Annotated in this window: 12 protein-coding genes and 1 pseudogene; 8 read left to right on the top strand and 5 right to left on the bottom strand. The window is 71.0% G+C overall.

Annotated elements, in window-relative coordinates; translation table 11 throughout:
- Window positions 1–41 precede the first annotated feature (41 nt).
- The 5 genes from SNE206_RS31535 to SNE206_RS31515 all read left to right on the top strand — a co-directional run bounded on the left by SNE206_RS31535 (window position 42) and on the right by SNE206_RS31515 (window position 6,379).
- The gene (locus SNE206_RS31535) at window positions 42–716 is read left to right on the top strand and encodes a FadR/GntR family transcriptional regulator (RefSeq protein ID WP_407916957.1); all 675 of its coding nucleotides are present in this window, start codon (window positions 42–44) and stop codon (window positions 714–716) included.
- A gap of 458 nt (window positions 717–1,174) precedes the next feature.
- Window positions 1,175–2,371, top strand: a complete 1,197-nt coding sequence (locus tag SNE206_RS31530; protein ID WP_407916956.1) for a sugar ABC transporter substrate-binding protein — start codon at window positions 1,175–1,177, stop codon at window positions 2,369–2,371.
- Window positions 2,371–3,918 carry a sugar ABC transporter ATP-binding protein gene (locus tag SNE206_RS31525; RefSeq protein ID WP_407916955.1) on the top strand — a complete coding sequence of 516 codons (1,548 nt, stop codon included), beginning with the start codon at window positions 2,371–2,373 and terminating at the stop codon, window positions 3,916–3,918. Before SNE206_RS31530 ends, SNE206_RS31525 begins: the two co-directional genes overlap by 1 nt.
- A gap of 5 nt (window positions 3,919–3,923) precedes the next feature.
- The gene (locus tag SNE206_RS31520) at window positions 3,924–5,009 is read left to right on the top strand and encodes an ABC transporter permease (protein WP_407916954.1); all 1,086 of its coding nucleotides are present in this window, start codon (window positions 3,924–3,926) and stop codon (window positions 5,007–5,009) included.
- A 203-nt stretch (window positions 5,010–5,212) separates the two neighbouring features.
- Complete coding sequence (locus SNE206_RS31515) at window positions 5,213–6,379, top strand: flavin reductase (RefSeq protein WP_407916953.1); 1,167 nt, start codon at window positions 5,213–5,215, stop codon at window positions 6,377–6,379.
- A gap of 378 nt (window positions 6,380–6,757) precedes the next feature.
- Here SNE206_RS31515 and SNE206_RS31510 read toward each other — a convergent pair whose 3' ends face one another.
- Window positions 6,758–7,201 carry an RICIN domain-containing protein gene (locus SNE206_RS31510; protein WP_407916969.1) on the bottom strand — a complete coding sequence of 148 codons (444 nt, stop codon included), beginning with the start codon at window positions 7,199–7,201 and terminating at the stop codon, window positions 6,758–6,760.
- Between the two features lie 27 nt (window positions 7,202–7,228).
- Window positions 7,229–8,407: pseudogene (locus tag SNE206_RS31505) on the bottom strand (glycoside hydrolase family 64 protein); the annotation flags it as partial.
- A gap of 546 nt (window positions 8,408–8,953) precedes the next feature.
- Between SNE206_RS31505 and SNE206_RS31500 the strand changes: the two are divergent.
- The 3 genes from SNE206_RS31500 (at window position 8,954) to SNE206_RS31490 (ending at window position 14,558) form a co-directional block, all read left to right on the top strand.
- The gene (locus tag SNE206_RS31500) at window positions 8,954–11,593 is read left to right on the top strand and encodes a glycoside hydrolase family 97 catalytic domain-containing protein (protein WP_407916952.1); all 2,640 of its coding nucleotides are present in this window, start codon (window positions 8,954–8,956) and stop codon (window positions 11,591–11,593) included.
- A 159-nt stretch (window positions 11,594–11,752) separates the two neighbouring features.
- A complete protein-coding gene (locus SNE206_RS31495; RefSeq protein ID WP_407916951.1) occupies window positions 11,753–13,426 on the top strand; it encodes a glycoside hydrolase family 27 protein in 1,674 nt (557 codons plus the stop codon).
- Between the two features lie 34 nt (window positions 13,427–13,460).
- A complete protein-coding gene (locus SNE206_RS31490) occupies window positions 13,461–14,558 on the top strand; it encodes a magnesium and cobalt transport protein CorA (RefSeq protein ID WP_407916950.1) in 1,098 nt (365 codons plus the stop codon).
- Window positions 14,559–14,781: 223 nt separating this feature from the next.
- On the opposite strand, the gene SNE206_RS31485 is transcribed toward SNE206_RS31490, so the two are convergent.
- From SNE206_RS31485 to SNE206_RS31475, 3 genes are all read right to left on the bottom strand, one after another.
- Window positions 14,782–16,491, bottom strand: coding sequence for a lectin (locus SNE206_RS31485; protein ID WP_407916949.1), 1,710 nt, complete (start codon window positions 16,489–16,491; stop codon window positions 14,782–14,784).
- Window positions 16,492–16,613: 122 nt separating this feature from the next.
- On the bottom strand, window positions 16,614–19,415 hold the full coding sequence (locus SNE206_RS31480; RefSeq protein WP_407916968.1) for a lectin: 2,802 nt from the start codon (window positions 19,413–19,415) through the stop codon (window positions 16,614–16,616).
- 567 nt (window positions 19,416–19,982) lie between these two features.
- Window positions 19,983–20,993 carry a sugar phosphate isomerase/epimerase family protein gene (locus SNE206_RS31475; RefSeq protein ID WP_407916948.1) on the bottom strand — a complete coding sequence of 337 codons (1,011 nt, stop codon included), beginning with the start codon at window positions 20,991–20,993 and terminating at the stop codon, window positions 19,983–19,985.
- Window positions 20,994–21,035 lie beyond the last annotated feature (42 nt).

Genomic DNA, 21,035 nt, shown 5'->3' with positions numbered 1-21,035 from the left:
CCCCCGGCCGGGGTATCGGAAGTATCCGTTAGGCTCCGTTCATGGCCCTACCTGCCCACCGAACCCGCGCCGAAGATGTCGTGGCCTACGTCGAGGACGCGATCGAGAAGCGCGGACTGCGCCCCGGTGACCGCATCGGCACCCGGGCCGACCTGCGCGAGCAGACCGGCGTCGCGAAGGCCACGGTCAACGAGGCGATCCGGCTGCTGCAGGAACGGCGACGGATCGCGGTCCGGCCCGGTCCGGGCGGGGGGATGTTCGTCGCGGCGACCGACCCGGTGGTCCGGCTCGGGCGCACCCTTCTCACCGTGCACGGCGAGCCGCTGGCCGTCGCCGGGGCCATCGAGGTCCGCGAGCAGCTGGAGCCGCTCGTCGCCGCGCACGCGGCACAGCACCGCTCGGCCAAGGACGCGCGCGAGCTCAGGTCGCTGATCACCGCGATGAGGAAGAACCTCGACGACGTGTCCCGGTTCGTCTCGCTCAACTGGGACCTGCATCTCCGCATCGCGGCGATCTCCCCGAACGCCGTCCTGAGGGGCACCTACGTGGGCCTCTACGAGTTCGTCAACCACGTGTCGCTGGTGAACCCCCAGCCCCGCGACAACGACTACCTGGCACAGCGGCTGCAGGTCCACAGCGACCTGGTCGCCGCCATCACCGCCGGCGACGTCACCGCCGCCCGGCACGCCGCGGAGGCGCACCGCCACTCGGGCTGAGCCCCGGCCGTCACGGGCCCCGCCTCCGATCCCGCCTCCCGCGCCTCACGCCTCGGTCGCCGTCGGCCGGCGACGACCGCCGGGCCGCTCCCCCACCGCGCCCTCCGCACCGCCGCACGGCCTCCACCGGCATGCCCACCCGGCGGAACCGGCCGCCCCGCGCGGCGGCGGATCGGGCGCGCTCCAGGCGCGCTCCACGCGCGCGCCGGCGTGCCCGCCGCGGCCGCGAACGCCCGGCTATCGGACCTAACCATTAGGTTTTGATCACCATCCTGAAACGTAAACGCCATCGGGCCGCAAAACCCTTGACACGCCCATCGGCTCGATGGAGGGTACGGCCTATTGGTTCGGTCCATTTGTCTCAGGATTCAGTCACGGAGCCGGTGCGGACAGCCCGGGGACCGAACCCGTTCGCAGCGTCAGATCCCTGCCCTCACAGCCCCACAGGAGTGTGCACGATGCTCGCAAAGTCCAGTGTTTCGAGACGTGGCGGAGTCGCCCGCGGAAGTCGCTCGAACCGTCGCAACGCCTGGCGCACCGCCGCGGCCTGCCTCTCGGCGGTGGCCCTCGTGTCGGTCACGGCCTGCGGCTCCTCCGGCTCGGCCACCTCGTCGGGCCCGGCCGCCGCGGGATCGGGGCAGGAGGCGAACGTCGATGCGGCGAAGGCGGCACTCGCGCGTTACACCGTCCCGCCGACCACCTTCCCGGTGACCGAGGCGCTGGCGCAGAAGCTCCCCGCCGGCAAGAAGTTCGTCTATCTGCAGTGCGCGACGCCCGTCTGCGCCCTGGTGGGCACGTTCGTGCAGCAGGCGGTCAAGGGGCTGGGCGCGACGCTGACGGTGGTGAACGCCGGTGCGACCGCGCAGACGGCGCAGGCCGCCGCGTCGAGCGTGTCCGCGCTGAAGCCGGACGCCGTCATCCTCGGCGCGATCGACCCGGCCCTGTTCGGCGGCGGCCTGAAGAAGCTCTCCGACTCCGGCACCAAGGTGGTCTCCCTCCAGATCGCCAAGGACGTGAAGCCGTACGGCATCACGTTCAACTACCTGGGTGCGGACCTGAGCCAGCGCAACGGCAAGCTGCTGGCCGACTGGGTGATCGCCAAGAAGGGCGCGAAGACCGAGACGGTCATCTACACCCTGCCCGCCCTCGACATCTCGGCCCCGGTGCAGAAGGCCTTCCAGAACGAGATGAAGACCAACTGCCCGTCGTGCAAGGTGCGCGTGGTGCCCGTCGACGTGAGCACCATCGGGACGACGGCTCCGCGCACCGTCGTGACCGACCTGCAGGCCCACCCGGACACGAAGGCCGCGGTGTTCGTGAGCCTCTCCGCCGCCGGAGGGCTGCCGGCGGCGCTGAAGGCCGCCGGGCTGTCCGTCACGACCGTCGGCTTCGGACCCACTGCCGGCAACCTGCAGGACATCAAGGACGGCGCGCTGACCGCCGCACTGAACATCGACTTCCCGGTGTCGACGTGGACGGCCGTCGACGCGACCGCCCGCCTGCTCGGCGGTGGCCAACCCACCGCGGGCGAGCAGGCCGGCGAGGTGCCCGAGCAGTTCCTGGAGCAGAAGGACATCACCTTCGACCCCACCCACGGCTGGTCGGCGTTCCCCGACTACGCCCAGCAGTTCGCCAAGCTGTGGCAGGTGTCCTAGTGGCAGGTTCCACGGCACCCCTGCTCCGGATCGAGGGCATGTCGAAGACGTTCCCGGGCCTCAAGGCCCTGGACGGCGTGTCGCTGGAGGTCCGTCCGGGGGAGATCGTCGCGGTGCTGGGGCACAACGGCTCGGGCAAGTCGACCCTCGTCAAGATCCTGGCCGGCGTGCACCAGGCCGATCCCGGGACCGTCGTCGAGGTCCGTGACGCCGAGGGCGGACTGGTGGGCGGCGCGGCAGCCCGCGAGGGCCTGCACTTCATCCACCAGGACCTCGGTCTGGCCGACATCCTGACGACGGTGGAGAACCTCGGGCTGGGCGCGTCGGCCCGCGGACGGGCGTTCGCGCCCGTCCGCGGGGCCGCCGAGCGGCGCCGCGCCGAGCAGCTCCTCGCCCGGTTCGGCACCGACCTCGACGTCACCCTCCCGGTGGGAAAGCTGTCGCCCGCACAGCGGGCGATCGTCGCGATCGCCCGGGCCCTGGACGGCTGGACCCGCCCGGACAACGTCCTGCTGCTCGACGAACCCACGACGGCGCTGCACGGCGACGAGGTGCAGGTGCTGTTCAAGGCGATCCGGCGGGTCGCCGCGTCCGGGGCCGGGGTCGTCTTCATCTCCCACCGGCTCGACGAGGTACTCGAACTCGCCGACCGCGTCGTGGTCCTGCGCGACGGGCGGGTGGTCGCCGAACAGCCCACCGCCGAACTCGACCACGACGCGATCGTGACGCTCATCGCCGGCCGCGAGATCGCCGGAACGACCGTGGAGCCCCAGGCCACGGGCGGCGAGCCGGTGCTGACCGTGACCGGCATCAGCGGCCCGGAGATCAGCGACTTCTCGCTGACCCTGCGCGCCGGGGAGATCGTCGGCATCAGCGGCATCCTGGGGTCGGGACGCGAGCAGCTCGCGCCGATGCTGTTCGGGGCCGAGCACCGGTCCGGCGGCCGGGTGGAGGTCGACGGGCAGGAACTCGTCCCGGACGACACCCGGGCGGCGATCGAGAGCGGAATGGCCTACGTACCGGCCGACCGCCGCCGTCACGGCGCGGTCATGGAGATGAGCGTCCGGGAGAACCTGACGCTGCCTCTGATGCGCCCGCTGCGGCGGGCCTTCGGCCGCCTGGACATGCGGGCCGAACGGGCACTGACCCGCTCGTGGATGCGGACCGTCGGGCTGCGCCCGCCCAATCCCGAGCAGCCGCTGAAGCTCTTCAGCGGCGGCAACCAGCAGAAGGTCGTGCTGGCCAAGTGGCTGCGCGTCCGTCCCCGCGTGCTCCTGCTCGACGAGCCCACCCAGGGTGTCGACGTGGGCGCCATCGCGGCCATCTACGAGTTGGTCCTGGCCGCGCGACGCGACGGGACCGCCGTCCTGCTGTGCTCCTCGGACACCAAGGAGCTCGTGTCCCTGTGCGACCGCGTCCTGGTGTTCAAGGACGGCCGGGTGGTCAGCGAGGTCCCGCGCGAGTCCCTGACCGAAGAACGGCTGATCCGCGACGAGTTGGGACTCGGGACGACCGGAAGCCGCACCGGAACGAGCGGACCGGAGTGAGGAAGATGCAGACAACCGATATCACCGTGAATCCCGCACACGCGGCGGACGGCACGCCGCCCGAGAGGACGCACGAGGTGCACGGGGTGCGCCGGTCGGCGCGGTTGCGGCGGGCGATGGCGTTCCGCAACGTCTCCGCGCTCTACCTGCTCGCGTTCATGGTCGCGGTGTTCGCCCTGTGGGTGCCGGACACGTTCCTGACCACCGGCACCTGGCGGTCCCTGCTCTCCGACCAGGCGGTCACCTGCCTGGTCGCGGTCGGCCTGGTCGTCCCCACCGCGGCCGGCGTGATCGACCTCGCGATCGGCGCCCAGGTCGGACTCGGAGCGATCCTCGTCGCCCGACTGCTCGTCGGCCACGTCCCGATCCCCGTCGCCATCGTGCTGTCCGTCCTCGCCGGCGCCGCCGTGGGACTCTTCTCCTGGCTGATGATCACCCGCGCCCGGATCCCCTCGTTCATCGCCACCCTGGCCGTCGGATCCCTCCTCGCCGCAGCCATCGCCTGGATCTCCAGCAGCCAGCAGATCGTCAACCTGCCCCCCGGCTTCTCCGAACTCGGCACCGGCCAACTCCTCGGCATCACCTACCCCGTCTACCTCATGCTCGCCGTCGCCGCACTGCTCTGGTACGTCCTCGAACGCACACCCGCCGGCCGCCGTATCCACGCCACCGGCGGCAATCCCCGGGCCGCCGCCCTGGTCGGCGTGCGCCCCTCCCGGGTCGTCCTGTTCGCACTGATCACCTCCGGAGCCGTCGCCGGACTGGCCGGACTGCTGCTGACCTCCCAGCTCTCCACCGGCGACCCCACCGTCGGCCCCGGCTACCTGCTCCCCGTGATCGCCGCCGTCTTCCTCGGCTCCACCCAGTTCCGCGGCGGCCGCTTCAACATCTGGGGCACCGTGGTCGCCGCCTACACCCTCGCCGTCGGAGTCAAGGGCCTCCAACTGGCCGGCCTCCCCGTCTGGATCCCCGACCTCTTCAACGGCACCGCCCTCCTCGCCGCCGTCGGCCTGGCCGCCTGGCGGAGGACGCCCGGCACCCGCAGGATCGGACCGGGTCTCCTACGGCGTGCACAGCCCACCACCCGATAAACCGGCAAGAAGCCGGACGCGGGCGCCCCGGGCCCACCGGGGGGTCCGCGACCGGCAGAGCGACCGAACGCGGGTTTGATGGGGGCCGGGTTCCCACCGGGGGGCAACCCCCCCCCCCCACACACCCCCCCCGCCCCCCGCCCCCCCCCCCCCCGGCCCCCCGGGGGGCCCCGCGACGGCAAGAGCTACCGAACGAGGTTTTCATGGTCAAGGCCGTCGATTCCGCACTGTTCCGCGAAACGCTGGGACACTACCCGACCGGAGTCGCCGTGGTCACAGCGGTGGCCGAGGACGGCAACCCCGCCGGCATGGTCGTCGGAACGTTCTCCTCGGTCTCCCTGGACCCACCGATGGTCGCGTTCTTCCCGGCCGTCAGTTCCGGGAGCTTCCAGCACCTCCGGACCGCCAAGGCGTTCTGCGTCAACGTCCTGGCAGCCGATCAGGAGGCGCTGTGCCGCCGCATGGCGACCGGCGGAGCGGGCAAGTTCGACGGAGTGCGCTGGCGGCCCGGGCCGCTCGGGTCGCCCATCCTGGAGGACGCCGTGTCCTGGATCGAGTGCACGTACGAGGACGTCCGGGAGGCGGGCGACCACTTCATCGTCCTCGGGCTCGTCCACGAACTGGCCGTCCAGCGGTCGACGCTCCCGCTGCTGTTCTTCCAGGGCGGCTACGGGCGGTTCTCCCCGGGGTCCTTCCTCGCCACTCCGGATCCCGATCTGATCCAGGCGGCGCAGCTGGCCGAAACGGTCCGGTCCCAGGTCGAGGAGCTCAGCGCCGAACTCGCGGTCAACTGCGGCGTGCTGGTCAAGATCCGCGGGGACGCCGTGCAGGTGCTCGCCGCGAACCGGGCATCCGTGGCCGAGCCGTTCCCGCTCGGCCACCGCCAGCCGATCATCCCGCCGCTCGGGGCGGCCTTCCTGGTGAACTCGGCCCCGGCGGAGGTCGAGGAGTGGCTGGGGCGTTCCCCGGACGACAGCCCGGACCGCCGCGAGCTCCACCGTGCCCGGCTCGACCAGGTGCGCGAGTGCGGCTACTCCCTCCTCGCCGCCGAGCCGGGACTGCTCGGGCGCCAGCAGGCGGCGCTGTCCGCGTTCGAGCTGTCCGACCGCCTGCCACGGCACGAACGCGCGGTGCAGCAGGCGACGTCCGAGCTGGCCGAACTCTTCTGCCCCGACCTCCGGCCGGGCGAACTCTACGACCTCGCATCGATCGTCGCTCCCGTCCCGACCGACGCGGACCTGCCCCCGATGGCGATCCGGATGACCGGAATGCCCGCCTCCGTGCCGGCGGAGCAGATCGAAGCCTGGGTCGGCAGGCTCAAGCAGGTCGCGGCCGCCGCCGGCGCGGCCATGACCGCTACCCGCAGGTGACCGTCGCAGGCGGCAGCACCGTCCCGACCGGCCCGCCCCGGGCTCTCACCCGGGCTCTCACCCGGTCGGCCGCCTCCGGAGGGTGATCGACAGCGGGAGACGTGCTCCGGCTCCGCCGCCGTGCGGCACGGCGGGAAGCACGGGCCCGGACGGGGACCGGCCCCGGAGGCTCCGGCCGGCGGACCCGTCCGGCCTCCGGCCCGGCAGCTCAGGCAGGCCCGGCAGCGTGGTGCATCGGCCCGGCAGCGTGCGGTGCATGCTGCCGGGCCGAGCTGTCGCGGCACCCCGGCGCCCGCCGACACGGGCCGGCCGCCGGGAAGGATCCCCGCTCCCGGCGGCCCCCGCGGGGGCCGCCGGGTCACCGCGCCCGGGCCGGCGTCAGCCGGTGGCGAGCTGGAAGGACTGGGCGCCGGTGCCGTTGCAGGTCCACTGCTGGACGAGGGCTCCGTCCGCGGTGGAGGCGCCGGGGATGTCCAGGCACTTGCCGCTGCTGCGGGAGACGAAGCGGTAGCTGCCGTCGGACTGGCGCACCGGCTGCCACTGCTGGTTGGCGCCGGAGTTGCGGGCCCAGGTGGTGAGCTTGGTCCCGTCGGCCGTCGAGGAGTTCGGGAGGTCGACGACCTGCTGGTTGCCGGCGGCGTTGCGGTTGGTGATCACGTAGTAGCCGCTGTCGGTGGCGCTGAACTGCCACTGCTGGTTGGCCTGGCCGTTCCCGCAGGTCCACTGCAGGATCGGGGTTCCGTTGGCCGTCCCGGCGCCCGACGCGTCCACGCACTTGCCCGAGTTGGTGTTGACCAGCCGGTACCAGGCCGCGGTGTCCACCGGGCCGGACGGGACCGAACCCCCGAGCGGGTCGAGGGTGATGGACGCCTGCTGCGGGTTGCCGTCGTGCACCAGCGACTCGTGGTTGCCGACGTCGTCGAAGGCGAAGGCGTAGGCGTTGCCGTCGGCCATCTGCGCGTGCAGGGCCCGGGCGTAGTGGTTGGTGACGGCGTCCTGGTAGAAGCCCGCGGCGCTGCTGTCGGGCTGGTTGGGGTTGGTGAGCAGCGTGGAGCGGTTGTACCCGGCGCACAGCGTGCGGGAGATCGGGCCGCGCACCAGGTCGTTGGGGGCGTCCAGCAGCTTGTAGCAGCCGAAGATGCTGTCCGAGTCGGGCTTCTGGAAGGAGGTGACGACCGCCCCGGAGCTGTTGGTGAAGTTCATGGTGTTGCCGGAGACCCGTCCGAAGTACTTCGTGTTCGGCTGGTCGGTGAAGGGCGTGACCGTCAGCGTCGAGCTGCTGTACTTCGACCACACGCGGTTGACGTAGTCGTCCATGACGGTGCTCGGCAGGGCGCCGGACTCGATGCCGTGGCCGGGGTTGACGGCGCGCAGCACCGTGCCGTCCGAGCGCGTCTGGATGAGGCCGGCCCAGCCGCCTGGCTGGTTCCGCAGGGAGTTGAAGAAGGCGTTGTAACCGCCCTGCTTCAGCTGGCCGGTGGACTTGGTGCTGCCGTCGGCCGCCTTGACGCCCACGGTGTACGGGAGCGAGAACATGTCGACCTGGGTGCTGTTGATCCACAGCCCGGAGTCGTTGAGGGTGTACTCGGTCCAGTCGAACAGGATGTTGTGGTTCGGATCGCTCGGGTTCTGCACGGCGGGCTGCACGAGCCCCCCGGTGGTCAGGCTGAAGACCAGCTTCTGACCGAAGGAGAAGTAGATCCGGCCGGAGAACTTCGGGATCCGGATCGTGGCGGTCTGGCCGTTCGCCGGCCCGGCGATCGACGCGTCCGGTGCCGGGGTCGGGGGGTTGCCGCCGGCCGGCCAGGCGTGGAAGGTGCCGTTGCCGTCGGCCCAGCCCTGCCGGCCCGTGGACAGCTGGGTGCCCAGGTCGTAGATGTAGAGCGGCTCGCTGCGCCCGGAGTTGTTGGTGAAGGTCAGCGGGATCGTGTCGGGTACGGCCGCGTCGGCGGGGGTGGCGATGAGCGCGGTCATTCCTGCGGCGGTGGTGGCCGCGGCGAGGAACAACGCCAGTGACTTCCGTGCCATGAGCACGTGTCTCCTCGTGGTGGGGGATTTTCTGGATCCGGGCGTGCGGGTGCGTGACGACACCGAGGGGGATGTCGGCGGCGCCCGGGCCGTTCTGCGTGCCCGTCCGGCGCTGAGGGGGAGTCGGTGGGCCGCCCTTTCTGAGAGCGCTCTCAGCATCAAGGCCCTGAGCGCGATCTGTCAACGCCTCGGCCGAACCGCCGTCAACCACGGTCCTCCGTCGGGGTGTTCACTCGGCGGCCCGCCGTCGACTCTTCCTGTCGGAAGGATTGACATGCGTGCGAGGTCGACGGTCTGATGTGGTTGATTCCGTTCGACCTCGTGGAGTTATGTTCTTTTTTCTCCGCGAGGACGATCGCGTTCCGCCATCCGGATCGGACACGTACCGAACGCACCTGCCCGCCTCCGCCGCACCCGCCCCGCCGCCGCCGACCCGGCGGCGGGGGCCGGAGCAGGCGCCGTCGCGGCGAGCGGCCCGACCGCCGACGCCCGGGCGCACCCACCCGTCAGCAGTACGCGCATGCCCGCACCCGAAAGGAACTCCCCGTGCTGAAAGGGAAGTCAAGCCGAGCACTGCTCACCCGCTGCGCCCTGGCAGCGACCGTGGCGGCGACCTTCTTCTCCACCGCCCCCGCCGTCCACGCCGCTCCCGCCGCGGCCACCACGTGGACGGTCACCGGACCGTCCGCCGGCTCGCCCACGTCCGCGCAGCTGACGCTGACCGACGGCGCACTGACCTTCGGCGTGTCGAACCAGGGCCGTGCGATCCTGTCGCCGTCCCCGATCGGCATCGAGACCGCCGCGGCCGACCTCACGAGGAACCTGACGTTCACCCGGCGCCAGGACCGCGCGGTCACCGAGGCGTACACGACGACCACCGGCAAGCAGTCCGCACGGCGCACCACGTACAACGAGACGACGCTGTCCTTCACCGGCACCGGCGGGGCCGCGCTGGACGTCGTGGTGCGCACCTCCGACACCGGCGCCGCCTACCGGTACGTGCTGCCCGGCTCGGGTCCGGTGACGGTGCGCCGCGAGGCGTCCTCCTGGAGCGTCCCGGCGTCGGCCGCCGCCTGGCTGGTGCCCCCGCACCGCGAGGACCAGGGGAAGTGGTTCCAGACCACCGCCGGCGGAGCACCCTCGAACAACTACGGCATGCCGGCGCTGTTCCAGGTCGGCGGAACGTACGCGCTGGTGGCCGAGACCGACCTGGACGGCCGCTACGCCGACAGCCGGCTGACCCACTCCGCCGGCTCCGGCACGTACACGACCTCGATCACCGCCGCGCCCGTCACCGGGACTCTGCCGCTGGCCACCCCCTGGCGCACCGCGACCGTCGGCGACCTGGCGACCGTCACCACCTCGACCATCGTCGACGACCTCGCGCCCGCCTCCAGGGTGGCCGACACCTCGTGGATCAGGCCCGGCACCGTCGCCTGGTCCTGGCTGACCGAGCACTCCAGCCCCGGTGACCCGGCCCGCCAGCGCCAGTACATCGACTTCGCCCAGCACAACGGCTGGGAGTACGTCCTGGTCGACGAGGGCTGGCAGTCGAGCTGGGTGCCGGACCTGGTGGCCTACGCCGCGCAGCGCGGGGTGCAGGTCATCCTCTGGTTCAACTCCTCCAACCTGCAGACCGCCCAGCAGCGCGACCAGTGGCTGCCCCTGGTCAAGAGCTGGGGCGTGGCCGGCCTCAAGATCGACTTCAGCTACGAGTACACCCAGCCGACCCTGAAGTGGTACGACGCCGTCCTCGCCCAGACCGCGCAGCAGAAGCTGATGGTGAACTTCCACGGCTCCGCCACCCCGCGCGGCATGCAGCGCACCTGGCCGCAGGTGATGACCGCCGAGGCGGTGTTCGGCGCCGAGCAGCAGCAGAACCGGGCCGTCTTCAACACCTACCTGCCGTTCACCCGCAACGCCGTGTCGAGCACCGACTTCACGCCGGTCGTCTTCAGCCTGGCCAACCGCGACACCACCGACGCCCACGAGCTCGCCACCGCGGTGGTCTTCGAGTCGGGCTGGCAGCACCTCGCGGACAACCCCGAGAGCTACCGGTCCCGGCCCGAGGCCCTGCGCATCCTCGACCAGCTCCCCACCGCGTGGGACGAGACCCGGCTGCTCGGCGGCAGCCCCGGCCAGGAGGCCTACCTGGCGCGGCGCAACGGCGGCCGGTGGTACCTCGGCGGCATCTCGGCGGTCGCGGCGAAGACCTTCCAGTCGCCGCTGGGCTTCCTCGGCGGCGGCCAGTGGCTGCTGGAGACCGTCCGGGACGGCTCCGGGGGGCTGCTCAGGGAGACCAGGGTGGTCACGAACACGGACACGCTGTCGGTTCCCGAGGCGCGCAACGGCGGCTTCGCATCGGTCGTCTGCCCCTACACCAGCGGGATGACGACCTGCGGCACGGCCGACACCGACGGGATCCTCAAGGGCCGGGAGTCCGGCCTGTGCGTCGACGTGCCCGACAACAGCCAGGCCAACGGGACGGCCGTCAAGCTGTGGGACTGCCACGCCGGCGCCAACCAGGCGTGGACCCTGAACCCGTCCGGCCGGCTGTCGGTGTACGAGACGAAGTGCCTGGACGTCAAGGGCGCCGGCACCGCCGACGGGACGGTGGTGCAGATCTACGACTGCAACGGCACCGGCGCCCAGAAGTGGGCGGTCAACGCCGACGGCTCGATCGTCAACACCGGGTCCGGCAAGTGCCTGGGCACGAACGACCACGGCACGGCCAGCGGCACCGGGCTGGCCATCCGAGCCTGCAGCGGCGGCGCCGACCAGAAGTGGGCGCGCGGCGACGTCTCCGCCCCCCTCAAGGGGCAGGAGTCGGGCAGGTGCCTGGACGTGCCGAACGGCAACGACGCCAACGGCACCCGGCCCGCGCTGTGGGACTGCAACAACGGCACCAACCAGCTCTGGACCTCGACGGCCACCAACCAGCTGCGGGTCTTCACCAACGAGTGCCTGGGAGCCGCCGGCGGGGCCACCGCCGACGGGACCGCCGTCGAGATCCGCGACTGCAACGGCTCGGCCGGACAGCAGTGGCGGGTGCGGTCCGACGGCGCGGCCGTGAACGTCGGCTCCGGCAAGTGCCTGGACGCCATTGGGAACGGCACGGCCAACGGCACCCTCGCGGTGCTGTGGACCTGCAACGGCGGCGCCAACCAGAAGTGGGCGCGCGGCTGATCCCCTCGTCCCGCCCGCGGCCGGCGCGTGCAGCGTCCGGCCGCGGGCGGGCCTGGCCCTCCGTCCGTGCGTCCGTGCGTCCGTGCGTCCGAGGGACGGGAGGCCGATTTCATCCGACACCGGCGCATCGTGCACCGACCATCACGCCAGGAGCCGCACATGTCTCACGAACAGCACAGTTTCCGACAGCGTTTCGCGGCTGCGGCCGCTTCGCTCACGTTGGCCGCCGGCGGTCTGACAGGTGCGGCCGCGGCGACCCTGACAGTCGCGGCCGGTGTGCAGATCGCCACCGTGGCCGCCGCGCCGGAGGCCGCCGCACTGGAGAACGGCCTGGCCCGGACCCCGCAGATGGGCTTCAACAACTGGAACACCACGGGCTGCGGTTCGCAGTTCGACGAGGCGATGGTCAAGGGCATCGCCGACATCTTCGTCTCCAAGGGCCTCAAGGCCGCCGGTTACACCTACGTCAACCTCGACGACTGCTGGGCGCTGCCCTCGCGGGACGCCGCCGGCAACCTGGTCGCCGACCCGGTGCGCTTCCCGAACGGCATCAAGGCCGTCGCGGACTACGTGCACTCCAAGGGTCTGAAGTTCGGCCTGTACTCCAGTGCCGGCACCAAGACCTGCGCCGACAACGGCTTCCCCGGCGGTCTCGGGCACGAGACCCAGGACGCCAGGCTGTGGGCTTCCTGGGGTGTGGACTACCTGAAGTACGACAACTGCAACAACACCGGTGCCGATGCGAAGACCCGGTACACGACGATGGGCGACGCGCTCAAGGCGACCGGCCGCCCGATCCTCTACAGCATCTGCGAGTGGGGCTCCAACTCGCCCTGGAACTGGGCGCCGCCCATCGGCAACTCCTGGCGCACCACCGGCGACATCAACGACACCTGGTCGAAGATGATCGAGATCGCCCACAAGAACCAGCCCCGTGCGCAGTACGCCAAGCCCGGCGCCTGGAACGACCCGGACATGCTGGAAGTCGGCAACGGCGGCATGACCGACACCGAGTACCGCACCCACTTCAGTCTCTGGGCGCAGATGGCCGCCCCCCTGCTCATCGGCAGCGACATCCGCACCGCGAGCCCGGCGACGCTGACCATCCTGAGGAACACCGACGTCATCGCCGTCGACCAGGACTCCCTGGGCAAGCAGGGCACCGTCGTCTCCTCGTCCGGCGGGCTCGTCGTGATGACCAAGCAGCTGGCCGACGGCGACCGCTCGGTCACCCTCACCAACGAGAACAGCTCCACCGCCACCGTCAGCACCACAGCCGCTGCGGCCGGGGTGCCGAACGCGTCCTCGTACAGGCTCACCAACCTGTGGACCAAGGCGGTGTCGTCGACGAGCGGCACGATCAGCGCGTCGGTGCCCGCGCACGGCACGGTGATGTACCGGGTCTCGGCCGGTACCGGCAGCAGCACCGGTACGACCCACCCGCTGATCAGCGCCTCCTCGCAGCGCTGCCTGGACGCGGAAGGCGACAGGACGGAGCCCGGCACCAAGATCGAGATCTGGGACTGCCACGGCAGTGCCAACCAGGCCGTGACACTCACCGCCGCCGGTGAGCTGCGCCTCTACAACGGCTCGGCGTGCATCGACGCCTACGACAAGCAGACCGCCCCGGGCACCGCGGTGCAGCTGTGGACCTGCAACGGCGGATCCAACCAGCAGTGGAGGCTCAACCCCGACGGGACCGTCACCGGCATCCAGTCGGGACTGTGCCTCGACGTCAGGGGCGGCGACAAGCCCGCGGGGAACGTCAACGGGATCCCGCTGGAGCTGTGGACCTGCAACGGCGGATCCAACCAGCAGTGGAGCCTCGGCTGATCCGTTCCGCCCTGGACGGAGACGGACCCGGCACGTGCGCGCCCGGCGTGCGTGCCGGGTCACCACCGACCGCCGGCGGCTCGCCGGGCGCCGAACACCTCACGGCCTTCAGCACCTGCCGTCGCGGAGCCGCAGGGAGGGGCACCCCCGTCCGCGGCCACCACGGCCGGCCGCTCATGGACGACTTCCCACGAGAAGCACTGCGGCCTCGCCCACGTCGGCCACGACACCCTGGTGCGCACCCCCGGGACCAGCACCCGCCGGGCACTCCGGACACTCCGGGTACTCCCGCTACGGCGCCACCCTCTTCGTCGTGCTCCGGCCCGCGTGGTACGACGACGAGGAGGAACGCGTGGAGTTCGGCGAGATCCACGCGTTCACGGGACAGGACTTCGCCGTCACGGTCCGGCAGGTCCGGCGACCCGACCTCGGTGTCGTCCGGCGCCGGCTCGAAGCAGAACCGGAATTCCTGGCGACGGGACCGGAGGCGGTCCTCACCTCGGTCCTCGACGAGATCGTCGACGGCTACGCACCGGTCGCGGCCGGACTGGAGGAGGACGTCGACGAGATCGAGAACCCGCTCTTCAACGGGAACGTCGACCCGCATCTCTCCAGACGCATCTACCAGTTGCTGTCACAGGTGATCGGCTTCCAGCACGCCGTCAAACCCCTCGCCGCGATGTTGCAGGCCCTGCTCCGCGGATCGCCGAAGTACGGGACGAACAGCGAGGTGGAGAACCGGTTGAGGAACGTGCTCGATCACACGATCCGTGTGACCGAGCGCGTTGCCACGATGCGGACCCTGCTGGACAACGCTCTCACCGTGCACGCCACGCTCGTCTCGCTCGAACAGAACGACGCGATGCGCAGGATGTCCGGCGCGAGCCTCGCGCAGGGCGAGGAAAGCCGCCGGCTCGCCCGCGAGACCATCGAACAGGGCGAGGAGGTCAAGAAGATCTCCTCCTGGGCCGCGATTCTCTTCACCCCGACGCTCGTGGCGTCCGTGTACGGCATGAACTTCGACCACATGCCCGAGTTGCACCGGGCCTGGGGCTACCCCTTCGCCCTCGTCCTCATGCTCGGCCTCGGAGTCGGTCTCTGGGCGGTGTTCAAACACAAGCACTGGCTGTAGGCGTACGGGGCACGAGGCGTCGCGCAGGTCCGCGACCGGGTCGGGGTTCGGTGAAGGGCCGCCCGGTGGAGGGTCCGTCCGGTGAAGGGGCCTTGCCGCACGCGGACGGGCCCGGGCCGGTGGCGCAGATCCATCCGGTTACCGAAGGTCAGCAGGGCCACCGTGCCGTCCCGCGGCGTGGGGGTGGGGCCGGCCGTGGTGACGGCCGGCCCCGGGAGGCGGATCAGGCGGGCAGGGTCCACTTCTGGGCGGCGGAACCGTTGCAGGTGTAGAGCTGCACCTTGGTGCCGTCCGCCGTGGCCGCAGCAGCCACGTCCAGGCACTTGCCGGACTGGGGGTTGCGCAACTCCCCCGCCGTGGTGGGCGTCCACTTCTGGGCACCCGTGCCGTTGCAGTCCCACAACTGCGCCTTGGTACCGTCCGCCGTACCCCCGGCAGCCAGGTCCAGGCACTTGCCCAGAACACGGAGCTCACCCGCCGTGGTGGTCGTCCACTTCTGGGCGTCCGTACCGTTGCAGGTGTAGAGCTGCACCTGGGTACCGTTCGCCGTGGCCGCAGCCGCCACGTCCAGGCACTTACCCGCCAAGCCCCGCACCGGACCCGCCGAACCCGCCGGCAGCAGTTCCTTGATCCGGACGTTCCGGAACGAGACGGGGTCGCCGTTCCCGTGGTTCTGAAGGCCGATGTATCCCTGCTGGAGGCTACGGACGGGGTCGGTGTTGGTGAAGTCGTTGATCTTCACGCCGTTGAGCCAGACCTGCAGGCGCTCGCCCTCCACCTTGATCTCGTAGGTGTTCCACGAGCCGGGAGGGTTGAGGGCGGCGTCGCGGGCGGCCTGATCGGCCGCCTTGAAGCCGTAGACGGAACCCGTGGTGCGGGAGGTGTCGTCGGAGGCGTCGATCTGGATCTCGTAGCCGTTGTTGACGGCCGACAGGGGGTCGTCGGAGGCCGGGAATCCCACGAAGACACCCGAGTTGTAGTCCCCGTCCATGCGCCAGTCGAGCTTCAGGGAGTAGGAGCGGAACTCCTTGGCCGAGTACCAGAGCATGCCCATGCCGCCCTGCGAGGTCAGGGTGCGGTTGGCCAGGGCGAAGGATCCGGGTCCGGCCTGCTTCCAGCCGGTCGTGCTGCTGCCGTTGAAGAGCGGGGTGTAGCCGTTCTCCGGGCGGCAGTCGGCATGCGCGACGCCTGCCGCGTAGCGGATGCCGCCGAGCAGGTGCTTCAGGAACGGGCCTTCGCCGTACGATTCCTTGGTGTGCCCGAGGCCCGTGTAGAACGCCCGGCCTCCGCTGTAGTCCTGGCACCAGGAGATGGGGTGGTCGCCCATCGACCCGCCGGAGTAGCTGCTCTCGTCCACCGAGGCCAGCACGTGCGTGCTGCTGCGCGGGTTGACCCGGTAGTTGTACCACTCGTCGGTGCGTGTCCAGGTGGCACCGAGGTCGGCGGTGGCCGGGTTGCCCTGGTCCTCGGTCCGGACGGTGGCCTGCTGGATGGACGGGTGGGAGGAGAAGTAGGCGCCGACCAGGCCTCCGTAGAACGGCCAGTCGTACTCGGTGTCGGCGGCGGCGTGTACCCCGACGTAGCCGCCGCCGGATGCGATGTAGCTCTCGAAGGCGGTCTGCTGGGTGCCGTTGAGGACGTCACCGGTGGTGCTGAGGAAGACGACCGCCCGGTAGCGGGAGAGGTTGCCGGCGGTGAACGCCGCCGGGTCCTCGGTGGCGTCGACGGTGAAGTTGTTGGCTGCCCCGAGGCTGCGGACGGCGGCGATGCCGTCCGGGATGGAATCGTGACGGAAGGTGACCGTCCTGGAGAAGACCAGGACCCGGTAGGCCGGGTCGGCGGCGGCCGCGGGTGTGGCGGTCGCGAGGGGGACGAGGGGGACGGTGAGCAGCGCTCCGGCTGCCGCCGCCGCCCACTTGGCAAGAAATCGCATGGTGGGGGGACTCCTTGTTCAGCGGTCGTTTCGTCGACGGGTGGTGCTGGGGAGGAGCGTGGGAACGGGGGACGGCGTGAGGGTGGGGCCGGCCGTGGTGACGGCCGGCCCCGGGAGGCGGATCAGGCGGGCAGGGTCCACTTCTGGGCGGCGGAACCGTTGCAGGTGTAGAGCTGCACCTTGGTGCCGTCCGCCGTGGCCGCAGCAGCCACGTCCAGGCACTTGCCGGACTGGGGGTTGCGCAACTCCCCCACCGTGGTGGGCGTCCACTTCTGGGCACCCGTGCCGTTGCAGTCCCACAACTGCACCTTGGTACCGTCCGCCGTACCCCCGGCAGCCAGGTCCAGGCACTTGCCGAGGACACGGAGCTCACCCGCCGTGGTGGTCGCCCACTTCTGGGCGTCCGTACCGTTGCAGGTGTAGAGCTGCACCTGGGTACCGTTCGCCGTGGCCGCAGCAGCCACATCCAGGCACTTACCCGCCAAGCCCCGCACCGGACCCGTTCCCTGACGTGTCATCACGAAGTCGTCCAGGTCGAAGAGCGCTCCGCTGCCGCCCTTGAAGACCAGGTAGAGCGTGGTGGTGGCGGCCGGCCGGTTGGTCAGCTGGGTGGTGACGTCCAGGAAGGTCTCCCAGCCTCCGGTCACCGGCACGGTGGCGGTGCCGAGCAGGGTGCCGGTCGAGGAGCCGGCCCGGACCTCAAGGGTGCCGCCCACGCCGCCCGAGGAGACCCGCGCGGTCAGGGCGGTGACGTTGGAGAGCGCGTAGGGGGTGAAGGAGATCCAGTCGCCGTTGTTGATGTCGCCGACCGTCCTGCCGCCGTTCGCCCCGTTGTGGGTGAAGACGTTGACGCCGGAGGAGGAGCTGTAGTGCTCGGCCTGGCGGTGCGTCGGCTGGGAGCGGTTCTCCGTGTGGGTGGTCAGGGCGGGCTGGCCGTTGGCGCCCTTGTCGGTGTACTCGGCGTCCCAGACGCCGTAGATGTTCGCGTTGGGGTCGTGCTCGCCGTCGGCGATGGTCTGCACCGTGCCCGAGCAGCCGGTGGCCGAGGTCTGCGGGTGCCCGTGGCTGTCGTGTCCCAGGATGTAGGTGACCTTCACCCGGGAGCAGTCGATGGCACCGTCCTCGGGGTCGGTGACGGTGACCCGGAACGGGACGGCCTCGCCGCTGTCGATGACGCTGCCGGCGACGGGGAGGTCCAGTTTCACGGTGGGTGCCGTGTTGCCCACCGTCACCGTGACACTGGCCGAAGCGGTGAGCCCGGCAGGGTTGGTGACCACCAGGTTCGCGATGTACTGGCCGTTGGCGGTGTAGGTGTGCGACGGGTTCGCGGCGGTGGACGTGGCGCCGTCGCCGAACTTCCAGGCGTAGCCGAGGGAGCCGCCCGCGGGGTCGGCGGTGCCGGCGGAGGAGAAGGTGACGGCCAGCGGTGACAGGCCGGAGGTGCGGTTGGCGGTGGCGACCGCGGTCGGGGGAAGTCCGTCGGGACGGTACTCGATGCGGTAGAGCGCGGAGTTGGCGTCGCCGCCGAAGTTGCCGGTGCCGTAGTCGAGCACGTAGAGCGCGCCGTCCGGGCCGAACGCCATGTCCATCACCTGGGTTCCCAGCCAGGGGAAGGCGTTGACGGCGTGGACGCTGCCGTCCGTCTCCTGTTCGATCCGCTTGATCCAGCGGCGGCCGAACTCGCCGGCGAAGAAGTCCCCGTCGTACTCCTGCGGGAACTTCACCTGCGAGGTGGAGGCGGCGTTGTAGCGGTAGACCGGGCCGCCCATCGGGGATTCGGAACCCGAGCCGAACTCGGCGACCGATCCGCCGTCGTAGGGGATCCAGGCCGACTGGGCGGGCGGGAGGCTGGTCAGGCCGGTGTTGCGCGGGGAGTCGTTCCGGGGAGCCGCGCAGTCGAACTTCTGGCCGGAGGCCTTGGTGGCGAAGTCGTAGTCGACGTAGGCGTCGTTCTTGCCGGTGCAGTACGGCCAGCCGAAGTTGCCCGGCTTGGTGATGCGGTTGAACTCGACCTGTCCTGCGGGTCCGCGGGTGGCGGAGGTGGAGCCTGCGTCGGGCCCGTAGTCGCCGAGGTAGACCACTCCGGTGCCCTTGTCCACCGACATCCGGAACGGGTTGCGGAATCCCATCGCGTAGATCTCGGGGCGGGTCTTCGCGGTGCCCGAGGCGAAGAGGTTGCCCGAGGGGATGCTGTAGGAGGCGTCCGCGTTGACCTTGATCCGCAGGACCTTGCCGCGCAGGTCGTTGGTGTTCCCGGCGCTTCGCTGGGCGTCGTAGACGGGGTTGCGCGAGGAACGCTCGTCGATCGGGGTGTAGCCGTCGGACGCGAACGGGTTGGAGTCGTCCCCCGTCGAGAGGTACAGGTTGCCCTGGGCGTCGAAGTCGATGTCACCGCCCACGTGACAGCAGATCCCGCGCGAGGCGGGCACGTCGAGGACCTTCTTCTCGCTGGCCAGGTCGAGGGTGCCGTCCGTCTTCAGCACGAAGCGGGAGAGCCGGTTGACGCCGTCGAAGCGCGCGAAGTCGGCGGCGGCGCCGTCACCGGGCGCGTCGCCCGAGGGGGTGGAGAGCGTCGGGGCGTAGTACAGGAAGACGAAGCGGTTGGAGGCGAAGCCCGGGTCGACGGCGACGCCCTGGAGGCCTTCCTCGTCGTGCGAGTACACCGGCAGCGTGCCGGCCACCTTCGTGTCGCCGGCCTCGTTCGTCAGGCGCAGCGTGCCGTCACGCGAGGTGTGGAGCACGGAACGGTCGGGCAGGACCGCGAGGGTCATGGGCTCGCCGACCTCCTGGACCCCCTTGGCCAGGGTCACCTGTGCGAAGGCCGAGGCCGCGATCTCCGCCTCGCCGGGTTCGTGGGCGTGTGCCGTGGCCTGCTGCGTCAGGCCGACACCCGCCACCAGCAGGACGCTGACGACGGCGGACAGCACTTTTCGTGGGCGCGGGGCTGGTCCGGTACGGGTAAGCACGTTGCTTCTCCATGGTGGATTGTGGGGTGGGTCCGCGTTCACATGCCCGCTGTCGCGCGGGCCTCATGTGGGGTGCCCCAACACCGAAGTCGCGGGGCGCTGCGGGCGGGCAGGGGGGTCGCACCGGTTCGCGTCGGCGGCGGGCCCTTGGTCTGGGACCGTAGTGGCTTCTTTCCTGTACGGGAAGGCCTTTGACAGGCACGGCCCATGACTTTTAATCAATTTAGGGCAAAGGGGGGTTGCCGGTGATCCACCCGAAAGGCGGCGCGGGTCAGGAGGGGCAGGTGGTGAGCCGCCCCGGCCGGTCACGCACCGACGCCACGTCAGGGCGTGCCGCCGGGCCCGGCACGCACACGGCCGGGGCCCGACGGCCCCGGGCCGAGAGGCTGACCGACAACTCCCCCGCAGGTAAAGGGACTTCGGCGCCCGCCCGGTCGGCGCTCCAGCCCGGACCGCGCGCCCGGCAACACGCCCGGCACGCCGCCCGGCACGGGTCGCCTCACGGGCGGAGCGGCGGGCCGGGGCTCAGCTGCCGGCGTTCTCGGAGAAGGCGGCGTCGAAGGACCGGGCCGGAGGGGAGAAGGCGTAGCGGCGCAGTTGCGCCAGGGACTCGGGGGCGCCGTGCAGCCGGTCCATCCCCGCGTCCTCCCACTCCACGCTGATCGGGCCGGTGTAGCCGATGGAGTTGAGCATCCGGAAGACGTCTTCCCAGGGCACGTCGCCGTGGCCGACCGAGACGAAGTCCCAGCCCCGGTGCGGGTCGCCCCAGGGCAGGTGGGAGCCGAGCCGGCCGTTGCGGCCGTCCAGGCGCTTGCGGGCCTCCTTGCAGTCCACGTGGTAGATCCGGTCCCGGAAGGCGTCCAGGAAGCCCACCGGGTCCAGGTCCTGCCAGACGAAGTGGCTGGGGTCGAAGTTGAGGCCGAAGGCGGGCCGGTGGCCGACCGCCTCCAGGGCGCGGCGGGCGGTCCAGAAGTCGTAGGCGATCTCGCTGGGGTGCACCTCCAGGGCGAACCGCACACCGACCTCGTCGCAGACGTCCAGGATCGGGTTCCAGCGCTCGGCGAAGTCCGCGTAGCCGCGTTCCACCATGGCCTGCGGCACCGGCGGGAACATCGCCACCGTGTGCCAGATCGACGATCCGGTGAAGCCCACCACGGTGTCCACGCCGAAGGCCGCCGCGGCCCTCACGGTGTCCGTCATCTCGGCGGCGGCCCGCTGCCGCACGCCTTCGGGTTCGCCGTCGCCCCAGATGCGGGCCGGAAGTATGGCCTGGTGCCGTTCGTCGATCGGGTGGTCGCAGACGGCCTGGCCCACCAGGTGGTTGGAGATGGCCCAGCAGCCCAGTCCGTACGTGTCGAGCAGGGCGCGCAGCCCGTCGAGGTAGCCGTCCTCGTTCAGGGCCCGCTGGACCTCGAAGTGGTCGCCCCAGCAGGCGAGTTCCAGACCGTCGAAGCCCCAGTCGCGGGCCAGCCGGCAGACCTCCGTCAGGGGCAGGTCCGCCCACTGGCCGGTGAACAGGGTGAAGGGTCGGGTCATGCAGGTGCCTCCTTGGGGGGCTTTCTCCGGGTGGGGCCACAA

It is taken from the genome of Kitasatospora sp. NE20-6 (assembly GCF_045862635.1).
The sequence above is the reverse complement of the archived record's forward strand: the minus strand, read 5'-3'. Positions and strand labels throughout refer to the sequence as shown.

What these genes read in the sequence shown, in the direction of transcription:
- SNE206_RS31535 (WP_407916957.1), top strand. Translation starts at nt 42, where the DNA reads ATGGCCCTACCTGCCCACCGAACCCGCGCCGAAGATGTCGTGGCCTAC.
- SNE206_RS31485 (WP_407916949.1), bottom strand. Translation starts at nt 16,491, where the DNA reads ATGCGATTTCTTGCCAAGTGGGCGGCGGCGGCAGCCGGAGCGCTGCTC.
- SNE206_RS31515 (WP_407916953.1), top strand. Translation starts at nt 5,213, where the DNA reads ATGGTCAAGGCCGTCGATTCCGCACTGTTCCGCGAAACGCTGGGACAC.
- SNE206_RS31495 (WP_407916951.1), top strand. Translation starts at nt 11,753, where the DNA reads ATGTCTCACGAACAGCACAGTTTCCGACAGCGTTTCGCGGCTGCGGCC.
- SNE206_RS31530 (WP_407916956.1), top strand. Translation starts at nt 1,175, where the DNA reads ATGCTCGCAAAGTCCAGTGTTTCGAGACGTGGCGGAGTCGCCCGCGGA.
- SNE206_RS31475 (WP_407916948.1), bottom strand. Translation starts at nt 20,993, where the DNA reads ATGACCCGACCCTTCACCCTGTTCACCGGCCAGTGGGCGGACCTGCCC.
- SNE206_RS31520 (WP_407916954.1), top strand. Translation starts at nt 3,924, where the DNA reads ATGCAGACAACCGATATCACCGTGAATCCCGCACACGCGGCGGACGGC.